13 protein-coding genes are annotated in these 15,974 nt (G+C 64.2%); 3 read left to right on the top strand and 10 right to left on the bottom strand.

Translation table 11 applies throughout. The features are described from left to right. Position 1: 1 nt before the first annotated feature. Genes ABNW52_RS13255 through ABNW52_RS13245 form a run of 3 tightly spaced genes read left to right on the top strand, consistent with a single transcriptional unit; the run spans position 2 to position 2,554 of the window. Positions 2-766, top strand: a complete 765-nt coding sequence (locus ABNW52_RS13255; RefSeq protein WP_349588632.1) for an SDR family NAD(P)-dependent oxidoreductase — start codon at positions 2-4, stop codon at positions 764-766. After that, positions 766-1,662: an SMP-30/gluconolactonase/LRE family protein gene (locus ABNW52_RS13250; protein WP_349588629.1), complete on the top strand. Its 897-nt coding sequence runs from the start codon at positions 766-768 to the stop codon at positions 1,660-1,662. Before ABNW52_RS13255 ends, ABNW52_RS13250 begins: the two co-directional genes overlap by 1 nt. A 1-nt stretch (position 1,663) precedes the next feature. Continuing rightward, positions 1,664-2,554: an aldose 1-epimerase gene (locus tag ABNW52_RS13245; RefSeq protein WP_349588627.1), complete on the top strand. Its 891-nt coding sequence runs from the start codon at positions 1,664-1,666 to the stop codon at positions 2,552-2,554. Between the two features lie 355 nt (positions 2,555-2,909). On the opposite strand, the gene ABNW52_RS13240 is transcribed toward ABNW52_RS13245, so the two are convergent. The 10 genes from ABNW52_RS13240 to ABNW52_RS13195 form a co-directional block, all read right to left on the bottom strand. After that, the gene (locus ABNW52_RS13240; RefSeq protein ID WP_349588624.1) at positions 2,910-4,127 is read right to left on the bottom strand and encodes a branched-chain amino acid ABC transporter substrate-binding protein; all 1,218 of its coding nucleotides are present in this window, start codon (positions 4,125-4,127) and stop codon (positions 2,910-2,912) included. Positions 4,128-4,270: 143 nt separating this feature from the next. Further along, complete coding sequence (locus ABNW52_RS13235; protein ID WP_349588621.1) at positions 4,271-5,707, bottom strand: pyridoxal phosphate-dependent decarboxylase family protein; 1,437 nt, start codon at positions 5,705-5,707, stop codon at positions 4,271-4,273. Between the two features lie 114 nt (positions 5,708-5,821). Beyond that, entirely contained in the window at positions 5,822-6,757 is a 936-nt protein-coding gene (locus tag ABNW52_RS13230; RefSeq protein ID WP_349588618.1) for a LysR family transcriptional regulator, read from the bottom strand. 246 nt (positions 6,758-7,003) lie between these two features. After that, positions 7,004-7,945, bottom strand: coding sequence for a p-hydroxyphenylacetate 3-hydroxylase reductase component (locus ABNW52_RS13225; protein WP_349588616.1), 942 nt, complete (start codon positions 7,943-7,945; stop codon positions 7,004-7,006). 160 nt (positions 7,946-8,105) lie between these two features. Then, positions 8,106-9,275: a p-hydroxyphenylacetate 3-hydroxylase oxygenase component gene (locus tag ABNW52_RS13220; RefSeq protein ID WP_349588614.1), complete on the bottom strand. Its 1,170-nt coding sequence runs from the start codon at positions 9,273-9,275 to the stop codon at positions 8,106-8,108. A 510-nt stretch (positions 9,276-9,785) separates the two neighbouring features. Then, a complete protein-coding gene (gene hpaX, locus ABNW52_RS13215; protein WP_349588612.1) occupies positions 9,786-11,135 on the bottom strand; it encodes a 4-hydroxyphenylacetate permease in 1,350 nt (449 codons plus the stop codon). A 452-nt stretch (positions 11,136-11,587) separates the two neighbouring features. Beyond that, positions 11,588-12,391, bottom strand: coding sequence for a 4-hydroxy-2-oxoheptanedioate aldolase (gene hpaI / locus ABNW52_RS13210; protein WP_349588610.1), 804 nt, complete (start codon positions 12,389-12,391; stop codon positions 11,588-11,590). A 10-nt stretch (positions 12,392-12,401) separates the two neighbouring features. After that, positions 12,402-13,205: a 2-oxo-hept-4-ene-1,7-dioate hydratase gene (gene hpaH / locus ABNW52_RS13205; RefSeq protein WP_349588608.1), complete on the bottom strand. Its 804-nt coding sequence runs from the start codon at positions 13,203-13,205 to the stop codon at positions 12,402-12,404. Between the two features lie 55 nt (positions 13,206-13,260). Beyond that, positions 13,261-14,733: an NAD-dependent succinate-semialdehyde dehydrogenase gene (locus ABNW52_RS13200; RefSeq protein ID WP_349588606.1), complete on the bottom strand. Its 1,473-nt coding sequence runs from the start codon at positions 14,731-14,733 to the stop codon at positions 13,261-13,263. A 10-nt stretch (positions 14,734-14,743) separates the two neighbouring features. Further along, positions 14,744-15,958: a Bcr/CflA family multidrug efflux MFS transporter gene (locus tag ABNW52_RS13195; RefSeq protein WP_349588604.1), complete on the bottom strand. Its 1,215-nt coding sequence runs from the start codon at positions 15,956-15,958 to the stop codon at positions 14,744-14,746. Positions 15,959-15,974: the final 16 nt, after the last annotated feature.

Below are 15,974 nucleotides of genomic sequence, written 5' to 3'. Positions count from 1 at the left end.
CATGAGCCAGTACGCACACTATCCCAGCCTGGCCGGCAAGGTGGTCTTCATCACCGGCGGCAGCTCCGGCATCGGCGCCGACATGGTTACCGCCTTCGCGGCACAGGGCGCACGCGTCGCCTTTACCGGCCGCAACCGCGAGGCAGCGCAGCAGGTGCTGCAGGCTGCCGCCGCACTGGGGCCGCAGCCCTTGTTCCTGCCCTGCGACATGGGCCGGGTGGAGGACATCGCCAGCGCCTTTGCCGCCACCCGCGAAGCGCTGGGCCGGGTGCAGGTGCTGATCAACAACGCGGCCAACGATGATCGCCACCAGCTGGCCACGGTCAGCCCGGAATACTTCGACCAGATGGTGGCCATCAACTTGCGCGCCGGCTTCTTTGCCGCGCAGCAGGCTGCGGCCGACATGGTGGCCGCCGGCAGTGGCGCCATCGTCAACCTCAGCTCCATCAGTTGGAAGATCAAGGGTGCCGGCTACCCGGTGTATGAAACCTGCAAGGCCGCCACCATCGGCATGACCCGCGCGCTGGCGCGCGACCTGGGCAAGCAGGGCGTGCGGGTGAACACGCTCACCCCCGGCTGGGTGATGACCGAGAAACAGCTGCGGCTGTGGGTGGATGCCGCCGGCGAACAGCTGATCGATGCCAACCAGTGCCTGGACGGGCGCCTGCACGGCGACGACATCGCGCGCATGGCACTGTTCCTGGCCGCGGACGACAGCCGCATGATCACCGCGCAGGAATTCGTGGTGGATGCCGGGTGGACCTGATGGCCACGGGGGAGTTGATGACCGGGGTGCGCCTGCTGCATGAAGCCCGCGCGGTGCTGGGCGAGGGGCTGTACTGGCTGGCGGCGGAGGCGCGGCTGTACTTTGTCGACATCCGCCAGCGCACGGTGCAGGCATTGCAGCCGGATGGTGGCGACTGCCGGCAGTGGCAGCTGCCCGACCTGGTGGGCTGGGTGATTCCCCGCCGCCAGGGCGGCTGGGTGGCCGGCATGCGCGATGGTTTCGCCCTGCTGCAGCTGGGGGACGAGGCCAGCCTGCAGCCCATCGCCAACCCGCATCCGGGGCAGCCCGGCATGCGGCTGAACGATGCCTGCGCCTGGCGCGACGGCAGCATCTTCGCCGGCTCGATGAGCGACAGAGACCCCGCCGGCGCCCACGGCCGGCTGTACCGGCTGCAGCCGGATTTGCGCTGGCAGGTGGTGGATAGCGGCTACCACATCTGCAACGGCCCCTGCTTTTCGCCGGACGGGCAGCTGATGTACCACACCGATTCCTTCCTGCGCACCATCTACCGCTACCGGCTGGCGGCAGACGGCACGCCGGCCGGGCGCGAGGTGTGGAAGGTGTTCACCCCGCAGGAAGGTTACCCCGACGGCATGACGGTGGATGCCGAAGGCTGCCTGTGGGTGGCGCACTGGGAAGGTGGCTGCGTATCGCGCTTTGCTCCGGATGGCAGCCTGCTGCGCCGCATCCGTCTGCCGGTATCGCTGGTGACCAATGTGACCTTCTTTGGCGCGCAGCTGGAGCGGCTGGCGGTGACCACCGCACGCGACGGTCTGGATGCCGCAACGCTGGCCGCACAGCCACTGGCCGGGGCGCTGTTCGAGATCGACACCCTCGGTGTGCGCGGCCTGCCGCCGGCGCAGTTTGGCGGCTGACATGGCGCTGCTGTCACTGCGGCATGGGCCGCTGCATGTGGAACTGCTGCCGCAGGCGGGTGGCAGCATTGCCCGCTGCTACCTGCAGCACGACGCCCGGCGGCAGCATGTGCTGCGGCCAGCTTCCGACGCCGCCATCGCGCAGCACGCGGTGGAAGGCATGGCCTGCTTCCCGATGCTGCCGCTGTGCGGCCGACTGCGTGATGGCAGCTTCCCCCTGCCGGATGGTAGCCGGGTCAGCCTGCCGCCAGCCTGGCGGGATAACCATTTTCTGCACGGCGTCGGCTGGCGTCTTCCCTGGCAGGTGCTGGCGCAGGGGCCGGATCACGCCAGCCTGCAACTGCGGGTGGAGCAGGGCGCCGGGCCGTACCGCTTTACCGCCACCCAGCACATCGCGCTGCATGATGGCGGGCTGCAGCACACGCTGACGCTGCGCAACGAGGCGGCGCAGGCATTGCCCTATGGCATCGGCCTGCATCCCTATTTTCCCCGCTATGCCGATACCACACTGCAGACGCGCATCGCCGGCCTGTGGCAGGCCGATGCCGCCATCCTGCCGCTGTTGCCGCAAGCGGCGGCAGCGCTGGCCAGCGCGCTGGCAGCCGGTCTGCATCCGGACGACTGGCCGCTGGACAACACCGCTTACGGCTGGGCAGGGGCGTTGCACATCCGTCACGCCGGTCTGCAGCTGCAACTGAGCGCCGGCCCCCCGGCCGGGCTGCTTACCGTGTACACCCCGCCGGGGCAGGACTTCTTCTGTCTGGAGCCCTGCACCCAGGTGCCGGACTTCCCCAATCTGACCGCCCACCCTGCCACGCAGACCGGCGGCCACTGGCTGGCGCCCGGCCAGCGCCTGGCCATCAGCATGCAGCTGGCGCTGTTGCCGGCATAGCGCGGTACGGGCGGTGGGTGTGTGAGCGCGCCTGTCGTGTCCGGCTTGATCCCGGGGGGCGGCGATAAGATAATTCCCGGTTTGTTTTCAATTGCTTACTGAATGTTGCCGAGCCGGCTGCATTTTCATCGCATCACCGTTGCGCGACATGCTGTTGGCCAGGCGCACACGGGCAAATACTCGCTTAGATGAACCGTTAAGAAACTCCCCCTGTTGTCGCCGCAGACTAAGCCGCCCTGGGCGATTCAATCGTAGGGCAGGAATACCGACTGAAGCAGGGGCATTCCAGCGCAGCATTTGCCATAAAAAAAGCCAGCAGAAAGCTGGCTAAAGTCTTGCTCAGAGGAAATGTGAATCAGGGGGTAGCGGCCGCCTGCTCGCCACCGATGGTGGAAACGACTTCCCACTTCCCGCTTTTGACTTGATAAACGGTCACCGCGCCATTTCGGATGTCACCTTTGTCATCAAAGGCAATCTTGCCAGTGACACCGGTGTAGTGCGTCTTGCCGACTTCGGGCAGGTATTTCTTCGGGTCGGCCGAGTCCGCACGCTTCATGGCATCAACCAAAACACGGACGGCATCGTATTCATACGGTGCATAGACCTGGACCTCGGCGTTGAATTTTGCCTTGAACTTCTTATCGAACGCGGCAAAGCCTGGCATCTTGTCGCGCGATACGCCGCAGCTGGATGCGTACTGCCCTTCTGCGGCATCACCAGCCAGCTTGATGAATTCCGGTGACTGCCAGCCATCACCCCCCATCAGCTTTGCCTTAATGCCAAGGCGCTTCATCTGCTTGGCTAGCGGACCTGCCTGAGCATCCATGCCGCCATAGAACACCACGTCAGGTTGCGTAGCCTTGATGGAGGTGAGAATGGCATTGAAATCTGTGGCCGTATTGGTAGTGAATTCGCGCTTAACCACACTGGCGCCTTTACCTTTAACCGCTTTCTCAAATTCATCGGCCAGACCCTGGCCGTAAGCAGTACGGTCGTCAATGATGGCGACTTTCTTCGCTTTCAGCCACTCCACCGCAAACTGTCCAAGGGCGGTGCCTTGCTGCACATCATTGGCGATCACACGGAACGTGGTCTTGAAGCCCTGCTTGGTGTAGTCGGCGTTAGTCGCCGATGGGGAAATCTGCGGCAGGCTGGCATCGGCGTAAATCTTGGATGCCGGAATTGTGGTTCCAGAATTCAAGTGACCAACAACACCAACAACACCTGCATCCACCAGGCGCTGTGCAACTTGCGTACCGATTTTCGGGTCGCCCTGGTCGTCTTCCGAAACCAGCTCGAAAGTCACCTTCTTGCCTCCGATTTCGACACCTTCCGCGTTCAGGTCTTCAATCGCCAGTTTGGCGCCATATTCGTTGTCCTTGCCCAAATGGGCGATCGGCCCCGTCATCGGCGAGACCTGGCCGATTTTGATTACGGTTTCTTGTGCAGTGGCAGTGGCAGCGGAAGCGGACTCGCCAGCCGCTGGTTCTCCCCCTGTCGGCGGTTTGGGACCACAGGCAGCCAATGCCAATGCCACAGCAGTGCAGGCACCTAGTTTTACAAAGTTTTCCATGAACTTACTCCTATGTAGCGTGGCTATGTTTTTGTGCTGTTACGGATGACTTGCGGCAAAACGTACCCCGCTGCTTGCCGATCGGATCAAGCAGTTACAGGGACAAGAAGTGGGATTCAGGCGGGGCGGTGCCCGCCCGCTGATCAGGAGGAGAGCTGTTCCGGCAGGCTGTCGGTAGCTGCTCGTTGCATGTTCTGCCACAGCATGGCCACGTGCTCTTGTTCGGTTGGCAGCGCACCGATCGAGATTCGTACCATCCAGCGGCCATCCAGTGTGGCGGGGGTTACATATGCCTGGCCGGATTGATTGAGGGCATCTGCCCAAGCCAGGGTATGGCGGTCCAGTTCCTCGCCAGACAAGCCTGCCGGCGCATGGCGCAAACACACCGTCTGCAAGTTGACCGGGGCCAGTACCTGCCAGTCCGGTGCATTGCGCACCTGCTCTTCCAGCCATTTGGCATTGGCCAGATCGCGACGCAGGCGTTGCTGCAAGCCTTCAACGCCTTCGGCGCGAATCAGACACCACAGTTTGAGCGCACGGAAACGGCGCCCAAGCGGGATACCCCAGTCGCGCAGGTTTTTGACCTCGCTGTCGACTTTGGACTGCAGATAACTTGGGTTGGTGCTCATTACCCGGATCAGGTGCTCCTGATCGCGCACATAGTAAAGCGAGCAATCGAATGCAACGCCAAGCCATTTGTGTGCATTCAGTACCAGTGAGTCAGCCTTCTCAATGCCATCCCACATCCAGCGGCATTCCGGCAAAATCATTGCCGACCCGGCCATGGCAGAATCGACATGGAACCAGAGATCATACTTTTGAGCGATATCGCCGACTGCAGCCAGAGGATCGGTGGCTGTCGTGGTTGTGGTGCCGGTGGTGGCGACAATGGCGCATGGCTGCAAGCCATTTGCCAGGTCGGCCTGGATCGCATGCTCAAGCGCCGATGGGATCAGCGCGAAATCGGCATCGGTATCGACGTAGCGGATATTGTCCTTGCCGAAGCCCGCCAGTAGTGCCGCTTTATCCACCGAGCTGTGCGCATGGCGCGACACATAGATGATCAGCGGTTTATCCAGTGCCTGCATGCCGCCTTTTACCAGCGCATAGTCGGAGGCACGTTCGCGTGCGCAGATCAGCGCCAGCAAGGTGGAGGTGGAAGCGGTGTCCTGTATTACGCCGCTCCATTGGTCTGACAGACCGACCATCTGGCGAACCCAATCGGTGGTGGTTTCTTCCAGTTCGGTCAATGCCGGGCTGGACTGCCACGACAGACCAAGCACCCCCAGGCCGGTGCTCAGGTAATCCCCCAGCACCGAGGAGAGCGTGCCGTTGGAAGGGAAGTAGCCGAAGAAGTTCGGATGCTGCCAGTGCGACAGCCCCGGCATGATCAGCTGGTCGACATCCTCGAACAGCGATTCGAACGGCTCTGCCTGTTGTGGGGGCGCCTTGGGCAAGGCGGCCTTGATTTGGCCAGGTTCAACCTGTGCCATTACCGGCAGCCTGGCCACGTTGCTGCGATAGTCGGCAATGCGGTCTATCAGTTGATGGCCGTGGCGACGAAACTCGTCTGGGGTCATTGCATGCACTCCTTGAATTGACACATCCGTCTAGATGCTGCGGCTAGTCTAGGGGGCATGTGCGCAAGTCAAGAACACCAGGCTCGGCATAGTAGGCATGCAATAACTGGATAGTTAGTTGCTGCCCCGGTAGTTGCTGACGCCAAAGCGCGAGTGTTGCCACAGCTCGTGCACCTGATTGCGGAACCATTGGTGAGCCGGGTCGTGATGGGTGCGGGTATGCCAAAGCACCCAGTAGCGGTGGGTATGGGTAATGAAACCCAGTGGCCGCCAGGTGATGGGGTAAACCTGTGCCAGGCTCGCGGCGATATGCTCCGGCAGGGTGACCAGCAGCCTGCTGTCGCTTACCACGCGCAAGGCCGCGGTATAAAACGGCACTTCCAGCTGCAGGGTACGCCGCAGGCGCTGCTGGCTGAGGTAATGGTCGATGAAACTGTCCTTGTCGCCGCCGCCAGAAATCCGCACATGTGGCCATGCCAGATAATCGCTTTCACTCAGCTGGTGACAGCTACTCAGTGGATGCTGCGTTTGCATCACGCACACCGGGTGGTCCTCGCCAAGCAACTTGCCATGCAGTTCGTCCGGCACGTCGTCCAGCATGGTGGTGATCAGGTCGAGGCCACCACTGGCCAGCAGATCAAACTGCTTGGCCTGCCAGGTGTGGTAGCGGATGGAGGCGTGCGGTGCATTGCTTGCCAGCCGCTGCATCAGCAGGGGCAGCATGTGGTCGGCAATGTAATCGGATGCGGCCAACTCGAAGCGACGCTCGCACCGCGCAGGAGAAAACGAAGCCGGACTAAGCAGTGCCTCCATTTCCGCCAGTAGATGCTTGAGCGGCCCGATCAGTGCTTCTGCCCGCGGCGTAAGCACATATTCACGGCCATGCCGCACCAACAGCGGGTCGTCAAAGTCCTGCCGTAGCTGTGCCAGCTGCCGGCTCAGCACTGGCTGGCTGCTGTTAAGTCGTAGAGCTGCGTGGCTAAGATTGCGGGTTTCCAGCAGCACATCAAGGGTGTGCAACAGGGCAAAGCTGAGGTTTGAAAGCTGCATGGTTTGCTCGGGTTGTGCTTTCAAGACCGCTGAAACTTAACATGTAAATTTATTGCTGCCTATCCTGCCAACCTGTGCGGCTGCGGCAAGGCACTGCTGCAGGGCAGTACAGTTCTGGCGGCTGACCAGCCGTACGACTGCATGACGGCTCAGACCATAAACCAAGCCGGCCCTTGTTTGCTCATGCAGCAAAGGCCGGCTTGTGTTTCATGCGCCGAGCGCTAAGCCGGCAGGAAGGTGCAATGCTTAGCGCAGCGCGATAATGCCACGCAGAACTTTCTTGAAGGCGTCGATCTCCTGCTCGCTGTAGCCTTCCAGCACCTGCTGCTGCTGGCGTGCGGCGATGTCCCACAGTGTTTCCGCCTGGGCCACGCCGGCCTCGGTCAGGCGATAGCCGTGGTCGCCGTTGCTCACCAGCCCCTTGCGGCGCAGGATTTCCTCGGCTTGTTCGATCTCGCGCACCGGCATCGCCACCTCGCGCAGCAGGCCGGCCATGTCCATGTCGGCATCGCTTTCCAGCACCATCAGCATGCGCGCCTCGCTGGTGCGCAGGCCGGTGGACAGCTGCCGCGGCTGGTAGTTGGCCTGGTAGCTGCGCACCGCCTGGGTCAGCAGATAGTAGATGTTGTTGCTCAGCCGCCCCTGAAAGGTGCTGGACGGCGCGGCGCCTTCCTCGCGTTTCTGCATGCGGGCATGCGGCAGCACCATGGAGTAGGTGCCCTGGTGGTAGACCAGCGGCGAGCGGCCCAGGTCGTCGAAGGCGACTACCTTGCCGATCATGATCCAGTGGTCGCCGCCGTCCACCTGCTGGTACTTCTCGCACTGGAAGCGCGCGGCGCAGTCGGCAAACAGCGGTGCGCCGCCGGCGCCACTGTCGTAGGCGATGCCGGCGAACTTGTCATCCTTGGGGCGGGCGAACTGGTTGGACAGCTCGATCTGGTCGGCGGCCAGGATGTTGATGGCGAAGTGCGTCGCCTCCTCGAACACCGCGTAGCTGCCGGAGCGCTTGTCGATGCTCCACAGCACCAGCGGCGGGTCCAGCGATACCGAGTTGAAGCTGTTGGCGGTCACGCCGACCTTGGCGCCGGACGGGGTGGCGGCGGTGACGATGGTGACGCCGGTGGCGAAATTGCCCAGCGCGCGGCGGAACACGCGTGGGTCGAAATCCTGGGTGGTGGGGGTGGTCATGGGTGTGCTCCTGATGTGTACGCCTGTTAGCCGGTAGCCGCTGGCAGAAGAAATCGTCGCGGGCGGCCCAAGGTCGATTCGAGAGGCACAGCCGTACACCGGGTACGGCGAGCATCACAGGATCGGCATTGGGGCGCGCCGCAGATTTATTTGCCAGCGTTCAAACCATGCTCGGATCCGGCTCCAAGCCCATCAGCTCGCGGCCGAGGATCTGCGCGCAGACATCGTAGTCGGTGTAGGCATGTGCGCCGGTCATGTGCGAATCGCGGAACAGGCGCTGCAGCTCGTTGCCTTCCATCCAGCTGGTGGCGCCGGAGGCGCTGAACAGGCGATCCACCGCTTCGATGCACATTTTCACCGCGTAGGCCTGGTTGGTGCGCCAGTAGGCCAGCGTTTCGCGGCTGGGGTACTGGTGACGGCGACCGTGCTCGGCGTGGTCCTGCCAGGTTTTTTCCAGGAAGGCGCGTGCCGCAGCCACCTGGTGGGTGGATTCCGCCAGCCGCATCAGCGCCGGGGTGGCGGTGCCCGCGCTGGCGCCGGTGTAGGCGCGCACGCGGTTCTGGGTTTTTTCCTTGAATGCCTGCAGCATGCGCTCGGCCACGCCCAGGCTGATCGCCGCGAAGCCGCTGGCAAAGTAGGGGCGGTACGGGGTGTAGAAGATGTCGCTGTACGGGTACAGGTCAAAGCCGCTGGAGCGGCCTTCCATCATGTCCTTGGCCGCTTCGATGCGGTGGTTGGGGATGAAGGCATTGTTGATCACCAGGGTCTTGGAGCCGCTGCCCTTCATGCCCATGGCGTACCAGTTGTCGCGAATCTCATAGTCGCAGCGCGGCAGCACGCCAAAGCTGTACACCAGTTCGCCGTCCTTGTTCTTGCGGCGCATGCCGACAATCGCCCACTCGGCGTGGTCGCAGCCGCTGCTCCAGCCCATTTCGCCGCTCAGGTACACGCCGCCCTCGGTTTCTTCGATCTGGCTGAACGGCGCGATGCTGCTGCTAGCGGTGGCATCCGGGTTATCGGCCCAGATTTCGTCCTGCAACTTGGGCGAGAACATTGCCAGCTGATGGCTGTGGGTGCACAGCAGGCTGAATGCCCAAGCAGTGCCGCCACAGGCGCCGGCCAGCGCGGCCACGCAGTCGGCAAACTCCGGCAGCGAAATCTCCAGGCCGCCATATTTCTTCGGCTGCAAGGCACGGTGCATGCCGATACCCTTGAGCAGGGCGATGTTTTCGTCTGGTACTTTCCGTTCTTCCTCGGCACGCTGGGCGTTGGCCGCAATGGCCGGCAGGACGGTACGCAGCTTTTCCAGCAGGGCGTTGTGGGTGCTCATTGTTTGGTGTCTCCGTGATGTGAGGGCATCTCGAAAAACTCCAGCTTTCGTTGCGATACTACGTTGCTCACAAAAAATTCCTCCTCACATATCAGACATATGCTGCGTCGGAATTTTTCATTCGCGCCTTGTCTCGCTTGGAAATCCGGGTTTTTCGAGGCACCCGTGACATGGTCATGTCGGCGGCCTGTCGTTGCAGGGCTTTGCCGGTGTGGCGACGGCTGCCTTGGCAGCTGGCTGTCACTGCATTATGCGGAGCACAAGTAGTAGTTGAAATGTAACTTTCAGGCAGAAGATTGTACTTTTCATGGCGATTTTGCCGATTTTGTAGCCTGGTGCGCAAAAGGCAAAAACCCCCGCTTCGCACTGGGCGTAGCGGGGGTCTGACAGAGTAGGGCGGAAGCCCCATAGGGGGGCATTCCGCCGTATGGCAGCGATCAAGGGGGGGTGGCGGCATGCCCGGTTTCACCGGGCTTTCGCCCTACGATTGCTGTGGCCTTAACGGTAGGCTCACTGTTGCGCCGGCTTGCCCGCCGGTATCGCCAGCATCACCAGTGCACCGATCACCAGCACTGCCACCGCGAACAGCATGCCGCTGGTAAAGCTGTGGCTGATGTCCTTCAGCCAGCCCACCACCACCGAGCTGAGTGCCGAGCCGACGTTGCCGGTGGCGTTGATCAGCGCAATGCCGATGGCCTTGGCGCGGGTGGACAGCACCGCATCCGGCGTGGTCCAGAAGATGGTCATGGCGGTGAAGGCGCCGGCGGAGGCGACCACGATGCCGGCCAGGCGCAGTGCGGCGCCATCGGCATAGGCGCACAGCAGCCAGCCGGCGGCGGCGGCCAGCATCGGCAGCACGGTGTGCCAGCGGCGCTCCTGCTTGCGGTCGGAGCGTGCGCCCCACCACAGCATGGCAATGATGGTAGCCAGCTGCGGAATGGCGGCCAGCATGCCGATGGTGGCGTTGCTGCTGCCGCTGTTGAAGCTCTTCACGATCTGCGGCACCCAGATGTTGACCATGCTGAGGGTGTTCACCAGGCAGAAGTAGGCCAGCGCGAACTTGAGCACGCTGGGCGACAGCAGCTCGCGCCAGATGCCGGCTTCGCGGCCAACGTTGGCCGCAGCCTGCGGTGCGGCTTGCTGCTCCAGCTGCTCTTGCAGCAGCAGTTGCTGCAGACGCTGTTTCTCTGTGCTGCTCAGCCAGCCGGCTTGCGCCGGACTGTCGTCCAGGTAGTACCACACCGCGATGCCCAGCAGCGCCGCCGGCAGGCCTTCCACCATGAACAGCCACTGCCAGCCGGCCAGGCCCCACAGGCCGTTCAGCTCCAGCAGGTAGCCGGATGCTACCGAGCCGGCGGCGGCGGTAACCGGCATGGCGATCATGAACAGTGCGTTGGCGCGGGCGCGGTAGGCGCGCGGGAACCAGAAGGTAAGGTACAGCAGCATGCCGGGCAGGAAGCCGGCCTCGGTCACCCCCACCAGCGCGCGCAGCAGGTACAGGCTGTTGGCGTCATGCGCGAACATGGTGGCGGTGGATGCCAGGCCCCAGGCCACCATGATGATGGCGATCCAGCGCCGCGCGCCGATACGGCTGAGCATCATGTTGCTGGGGATGCCGCAGGCGACATAGGCAATGTAGAAGATGGTGGTGGCCAGGCCGAACATGGTGGCGCTGAGTTGCAGATCGTGCGCCATGGTCAGGCCGGCAAAGCCGATATTGATGCGGTCCAGAAAGGAAAACACGAACAGGATGAACAGGAACCAGATCAGGCGGCCGGATACCTTGCCGATCAGCTGCTGGTCCTGCTCTGCCGTCGGGGCGAGTGCGGTGGGGGCGGCCGCGGTTTTTTCCATTTGCATGCTTATCTCCTGCATGGGCGCGGGGGTGGCCGGCGCATGCGTTCTCTCTATGTTGACGGTGACGCTCTGTGGCATCTGTTTTGTGTTTGCTACCGGGGAGTGCTGGCATCCTCCAGTTTGCCGCTAAATGAACATATTAAGTATTCGTGGCATGTCGGCGCAGGAGTGCTGACGGCGCGGGGTGGCGCCGAAAAAACGGTACCGGCACCAGGGCCGGTACCCAGCTGGGAAAACACCTGCGTACTACTGCTTCATACTGCCGCCACGGGTAGCGGCAGACCTCAGGGCATGCTCACGATCTGCTGCGCTTGGCGATACGGCGTTTCATTCGATCCAGGGATGTGCATTTACTACTTGTAAACTCCGCGTCCCTCACGTTTTCGCCTTGTCTCGCTCCAGCTCGCGAGATCGTGAACACGCTCTCTCGCCTGCCGGTTGGCAGGCGTGCGGATTCAGTACACGCCACCGCCAGTGGCGACCGGCGCGGCGGCATCGCGATAACGTGCGGCCAACGCTTCGGCGCTGCGCGCCAGCAGGGTGGTGTCCACCCCCACCGCCACGAACTGCGCGCCCAGCGCGATGTAATGCCGCGCCAGTTTCTCGTCCGCCATCAGGATGCCCGGTGCCTTGCCGTGGGCGCGGATGCGGCGGATGGCGTCCTCGATGGCCGCCTGCACCTCGGGGTGCGCCGGCTGGCCGATATAGCCCATGTCGGCGGACAGGTCGGCCGGGCCGATGAACACGCCATCCACGCCTGGCGTGGCGGCGATGGCGTCCAGATTGGCGAGGCCGGCGCGGGTTTCGATCTGCACCAGCACGCAGATTTCCTGCTCGCAGGCGTGCAGGTACTCCGGGATGCGGTTCCAGCGCGAGGCGCGGGCCAGCGCGCTGCCCACGCCGCGGATGCCGTGCGGCGGGTAGCGGGTGGCTGCCACCGCCTGTGCCGCTTCCTCGGCGCTCTGCACCATCGGCAGCAACAGGGTCTGCGCGCCGATGTCCAGAATCTGCTTGATGCGTACTGGGTCGTTCCACACCGGCCGCACGATGGGGTGCGACGGGTAGGGGGCAATGGCCTGCAGTTGCGCCAGCATGCCCTGCAGCTCGTTGGGTGCGTGCTCGCCGTCGATCAGCAGCCAGTCGAAGCCGGCGCCGGCCAGCAGTTCGGCGCAGTAGGCATCGGCCAGGCCCAGCCACAGGCCGATCTGCACCTGGCCGGCCTTGAGCGCGGCCTTGAAGGGGTTGTGAGGCAGTTGCATGACGGTCTCCTTACACAAAACGGCAGCTGATGGCGCCCAGCGGGCCGTAATCGACATGGAAGGTATCGCCGGGGCGCGCCGCCACCGGGCGGGTGAAGGAGCCGCCCAGGATTACCTGGCCCGGCAGCAGGCTCACGTCGAACGGCGCCAGCTTGTTGGCCAGCCAGGCTACGCCGTTGGCCGGGTGATTCAGCACCGCGGCGGCCACGCCGGATTCCTCGATCACGCCGTTGCGGTACATCAGCGCCGATACCCAGCGCAGGTCCAGCTCCGACGGCTTCACCGGGCGGCCGCCCATCACCACGCCGGCGTTGGCCGCATTGTCGGAAATGGTGTCGAACACCTTGCGCGGGCGGCCGCTTGCCGGGTCGATGGACTGGCTGCGCGCGTCGATGATCTCCAGCGCCGGAATCACGTATTCGGTGGCGTTGTACACGTCGAACAGGGTGATGTTCGGGCCTTTCAGCGGTTTGCCGAGGATGAAGGCCAGCTCCACTTCCACCCGCGGCACGATGAAGCGGCTGGTGGGAATGTCGGAGCCGTCGGCAAAGAACATGTCATCCAGCAGCGTGCCATAGTCCGGCTCGTCGATCTGCGACGACATCTGCATGGCGCGCGAGGTGAGCCCGATCTTGTGGCCCTTGATGACGCGGCCTTCGGCCACTTTCATCTCCACCCAGCGGCGCTGGATGGCGTAGGCGTCCTCAATGGTGATTTCCGGGTAGTCCAGCGAAATCTGGCGGATCTGCTGGCGCTCCTGCTCGGCCTGATGCAGGCGGCGGGCGGTCTGTTCGATGATGTCGTAGCTGAGCATGCTGTCGCTCCTCAAATTGTTTAATCAGTAAGAAATGCTGCCGAGGCCCGTTTCCTCAGTTATTGAGGCCGCCAAAGCACAGGTATTTCACTTCCATGAAGTCTTCCAGGCCGTACTTGGAGCCTTCGCGGCCAAGGCCGGATTGCTTGATGCCGCCAAACGGCGCCACCTCGGTGGAGATCAGCCCCTCGTTGATGCCCACCATGCCGGCCTCGATGGCCTCGGCCACGCGCCAGATGCGGCCAACGTCGCGGCTGTAGAAATAGGCGGCCAGGCCGAACTCGGTGGCATTGGCCAGGCGAATCGCCTCGGCCTCATCGCTAAAGCGGAACAGCGGCGCCAGCGGGCCGAAGGTTTCCTCGTGCGCCACCAGCATGTGCTCGGTGACTTCGGTCAGCACCGTGGGCTGGTAGAAGTTGCCGCCCAGCGGGTGCGGCTCGCCGCCGGTCAGCACCTTGGCGCCCTGGCTTACCGCGTCGGCCACGTGCTCGGCCACCTTGGCCACCGCTTTGGCATTGATCAGCGGGCCTTGCTGCACCTCGCCGCTGTGCGCGGCACCTACCTGCATCTTGCGTACCGCTGCCGCCAGTTTTTCGGCAAAGGCGTCGTACACGCCGTCCTGCACCAGCAGGCGGTTGGCGCAGACGCAGGTCTGGCCGGTGTTGCGGAACTTGCTGGCCAGCGCGCCCTGCACCGCGGCGTCCAGGTCGGCATCGTCGAACACGATGAACGGCGCATTGCCGCCCAGCTCCAGCCCCAGCTTCTTCACCGTGCCGGCGCACTGTTCCATCAGCAGCTTGCCGATGCGGGTGGAGCCGGTGAACGACAGCTTGCGCACCGCCGGGTGGCCGGTGAGCTCGCCGCCGATCTCGCTGGCGCGCTCGCCGGTAACGATGTTGAGCACGCCGCGCGGCACGCCGGCACGCTCGGCCAGCACGGCCAGCGCCAGTGCCGACAGCGGCGTTTCGGCAGCCGGCTTCACCACCACGGTGCAGCCTGCTGCCAATGCCGGGCCTACCTTGCGGGTGATCATGGCATTGGGGAAGTTCCACGGCGTGATGGCGGCCACCACCCCGATGGGCTGCTTGATGGTCACCAGCCGGCGGTCGCCGAACGGGCTGGGAATCACGTCGCCGTAGGCGCGCTTGGCCTCCTCGGCAAACCATTCGATGAAGCTGGCGCCGTAGGCAATCTCGCCACGGCTTTCCGGCAGCGGCTTGCCCTGTTCCAGGCTCAGGATCTGCGCCAGGTCTTCCTGGTGCTGCAGCAGCAGTTCGAACCAGCGGCGCAGAATCTGTGCGCGACACTTGGCCGGCAGCGCGCGCCAGGCCGGTAGCGCCGCCTCGGCCGCTTCGATGGCGCGGCGGGTGTCGGCGGCGCTGCAGGATGCCACTTGCGCGATGCTGTCGCCGCTGGCCGGGTTGCTCACCGCAAAGTTGGCCGCAGCCTCGCCATCCACCCACTCGCCATTGATATAGGCGCGGGTTTGCAGCAGGCCGGGGTCGTTCAGCAGGGTAGTCAGAGTCATGGTGGGGTGCTCACAAGGGGGAAGACGTGGCCTGCTGCCGCGCGGCGGGCAGGCGGGTAAGTTGCAGGCCCAGCCAGGCACCGGCGCCGAACAGCGCGATTACCAGGCACATGGCGCGCGGGCTGCCGTCGTGCAGCCAGGCCACCAGCGCGCTGGCCAGCATGCCCAGCGCGAACTGGCCGCTGGCAGCCAGCGCCATGGCGGCGCCGGCACGCTCGGCATGGCGCTGCAGCAGTCGCGCCATGCAGTTGGGGCCGATGGAGCCGGTAAGCCCGACGCTGACCAGCAACGGCAGCACCACCAGCAGTAGCGAGCCGGCGCCGGCCAGCCACAGCGCGATGCCGGCCAGTGCCACCGCGGCGGTCTGCCACTGCAACAGGGTGTCCGGGCTGTGGCGCTGCGCCAGGCGCTTGTTCAACAGCGTCAGCATGATGACGGCGGCGATATTGAGGCCGAACAGCCAGCCATAGTGCTGCGGCGCCACGCCGAAATAGTCGATGTAGACGAAGGGCGAGCCGGTGATGTAGGCGAACATGGCGCCAAAGGTCAGGCCCAGCGCCAGCAGGTAGCCCAGCGACGGCACATCGCCCAGCACCCGGCCATAGCCGCGAAATGCCGCGCCCAGGCTGACGCCGCTACGGCGCTCCGGTGGGTGGGTTTCCGGCAGCCGCCATGCCACCAGTGCCAGGATGACGGCGCCAAACAGCGCCAGCGCCAGAAACAGCGCACGCCAGCCGGCGGCCAGCAGCAGCCAGCCGCCCAGCAGCGGCGCCAGCAGCGGTGCAATCATGGTGACCAGGTGCAGCAGCGACAGCACCTGTGCCGCGCGGTCCAGCGCGAACAGGTCGCGCACCATCGCCCGGCCCAGCACGCTGCCGGCGCCGCCGCCCACCGCCTGCAGCACGCGCAGCGCGATCAGCTGTTCGGCAGACTGCGCCAGCGTACAGGCCAGGCTGGCCAGCAGGTACAGCACGATGCCGGCCAGCAGCACCGGGCGGCGGCCATAGCGGTCGGACAGCGGGCCGTACAGCAGCATGCCCAGGCAGAAACCGGCCAGGAAACCACCGATGGTGAACTGCACCAGCCCCACCGGCGCGGCCAGGCTGGCGGCGATGGCGGGCAACGCCGGCAGGTACATGTCGATGGACAGCGGGCCGAAGGCGACCAGTGCGCCCAGCAGCCAGATCAGGCGGCCATGGGGCAGGGCTGTGCGGGAGGGATTCATGGCAGTTGTATCCGGG

It is taken from the genome of Vogesella oryzagri (assembly GCF_040148885.1).
Taxonomy (GTDB): domain Bacteria; phylum Pseudomonadota; class Gammaproteobacteria; order Burkholderiales; family Chromobacteriaceae; genus Vogesella; species Vogesella oryzagri.
Note: the sequence above shows the minus strand (reverse complement) of the source record. Positions and strands in the feature narration are given on the sequence as shown.

What these genes read in the sequence shown, in the direction of transcription:
- ABNW52_RS13255 (WP_349588632.1), top strand. Translation starts at nt 2, where the DNA reads ATGAGCCAGTACGCACACTATCCCAGCCTGGCCGGCAAGGTGGTCTTC.
- ABNW52_RS13250 (WP_349588629.1), top strand. Translation starts at nt 766, where the DNA reads ATGGCCACGGGGGAGTTGATGACCGGGGTGCGCCTGCTGCATGAAGCC.
- ABNW52_RS13245 (WP_349588627.1), top strand. Translation starts at nt 1,664, where the DNA reads ATGGCGCTGCTGTCACTGCGGCATGGGCCGCTGCATGTGGAACTGCTG.
- ABNW52_RS13240 (WP_349588624.1), bottom strand. Translation starts at nt 4,127, where the DNA reads ATGGAAAACTTTGTAAAACTAGGTGCCTGCACTGCTGTGGCATTGGCA.
- ABNW52_RS13235 (WP_349588621.1), bottom strand. Translation starts at nt 5,707, where the DNA reads ATGACCCCAGACGAGTTTCGTCGCCACGGCCATCAACTGATAGACCGC.
- ABNW52_RS13230 (WP_349588618.1), bottom strand. Translation starts at nt 6,757, where the DNA reads ATGCAGCTTTCAAACCTCAGCTTTGCCCTGTTGCACACCCTTGATGTG.
- ABNW52_RS13225 (WP_349588616.1), bottom strand. Translation starts at nt 7,945, where the DNA reads ATGACCACCCCCACCACCCAGGATTTCGACCCACGCGTGTTCCGCCGC.
- ABNW52_RS13220 (WP_349588614.1), bottom strand. Translation starts at nt 9,275, where the DNA reads ATGAGCACCCACAACGCCCTGCTGGAAAAGCTGCGTACCGTCCTGCCG.
- hpaX (WP_349588612.1), bottom strand. Translation starts at nt 11,135, where the DNA reads ATGCAAATGGAAAAAACCGCGGCCGCCCCCACCGCACTCGCCCCGACG.
- hpaI (WP_349588610.1), bottom strand. Translation starts at nt 12,391, where the DNA reads ATGCAACTGCCTCACAACCCCTTCAAGGCCGCGCTCAAGGCCGGCCAG.
- hpaH (WP_349588608.1), bottom strand. Translation starts at nt 13,205, where the DNA reads ATGCTCAGCTACGACATCATCGAACAGACCGCCCGCCGCCTGCATCAG.
- ABNW52_RS13200 (WP_349588606.1), bottom strand. Translation starts at nt 14,733, where the DNA reads ATGACTCTGACTACCCTGCTGAACGACCCCGGCCTGCTGCAAACCCGC.
- ABNW52_RS13195 (WP_349588604.1), bottom strand. Translation starts at nt 15,958, where the DNA reads ATGAATCCCTCCCGCACAGCCCTGCCCCATGGCCGCCTGATCTGGCTG.